The sequence below is a fragment of the Pseudomonas sp. SDI genome, assembly GCF_003105155.1.
In the GTDB taxonomy this organism is placed as follows: domain Bacteria; phylum Pseudomonadota; class Gammaproteobacteria; order Pseudomonadales; family Pseudomonadaceae; genus Aquipseudomonas.
On record NZ_QETK01000066.1, the window covers coordinates 1 to 1200 of the forward strand.

A 1200-nucleotide genomic window follows, 5' to 3' on the forward strand; every position below is an offset into this window, starting at 1 on the left:
TGGGCCTGTCCCGTGACAACGGACGCCAAGAAGCGATACTTAAGTCGCTCTCTTGGAGGTTGCCATGTACCCAAGTACTCGCCGTAACTACACCGATGAATTCAAGGCTCAAGCCGTCGCGTTAGCTGAAAGCGTTGGCAGAACCGAAGCTGCTCGCCAGCTAGAGATATCCGTGAAAACACTCGACAACTGGGTTGATGCCACGCGCAGAGGCCAGCCGTTGAGTTCACCCGAACGCAAGCCCATCACCAAGCAAGACAGTGAGCTCGCTCGCCTGCGCGCTGAGATTGCCGAGCTAAAAATGGAGCGTGAAATCCTAAAAAAGGCGGCGGTATTCTTTGCCAAAGAGTCCAGGTGAGATACGCCTTCGTCGCTACTGAACGGACTCAATACCCCGTACGTGTTTTGTGTCGGGTGATGGATGTCTCGGTTTCAGGTTTCTACGATTACACGCACCGTCAGTCTCACCCTGATCCTGACGCTCAAATTCGCATTGAGTTGCGTAAGGCCTATGCGGCCAGTCGAAACACCTACGGCCGGCCACGGCTAGTGGCAGCCTTGCGCCAGAAATTGCACGCGGTGGGCCACAAACGAGTTAGGCGGTTGATGCAGGAGGAGCAGATACGGGGCAAGTCCAAAGGCGGTTTCAGGCCCTGTACCACGGACAGCCATCATTACTTACCGGTTGCAAGTAATGTGCTGGCGCGTCAGTTTTCCATCGATAACCTCACGCCAACCTGGGTCAGTGACATCACTTATCTCCCCACCAAAGAAGGTTGGTTGTATCTGGCCATAGTGTTGAGTATCCAAACCCGCCAGATACTGGGCTACAGCTTGTCTGATCGAATGCCTGACGACCTGGTCGAACGGGCGTTTCTGAACGCCTGGAACGCCTGCTCTGGCGCCAACGGTGCGGTATTTCACTCCGATCAGGGCCGTCAGTATGCGAGCAGTAAGTTTCGCCTGACACTGGCCAAGAAGGACTTCACACAGAGCATGAGCCGAAAGGGAAACTGCTGGGACAACGCGGTGGCCGAGAGCTTTTTCGCTACGCTGAAAAGAGAAGAGGCTTGCGGGGTCTACCTCACGAAAAAACAGGCACAGCTATCGATCGCCAGTTACATCCATGGGTTTTACAACGACAGCCGACTGCACTCTGCGCTGGGCTACCGTTCTCCGAACGAATATGCCAAAGGCTTG

2 protein-coding genes are annotated in these 1200 nt (G+C 54.8%); both read left to right on the forward strand.

Features of this window, described 5'->3' with window-relative positions:
- The first annotated feature begins 64 nt into the window (after positions 1–64).
- A complete protein-coding gene (locus DCO48_RS22480) occupies positions 65–358 on the forward strand; it encodes a transposase (RefSeq protein WP_116552794.1) in 294 nt (97 codons plus the stop codon).
- A partial coding sequence (locus DCO48_RS22485; RefSeq protein ID WP_218276135.1) for an IS3 family transposase occupies positions 355–1200 on the forward strand: 846 nt, incomplete at its 3' end. The genes DCO48_RS22480 and DCO48_RS22485, both read left to right, overlap by 4 nt.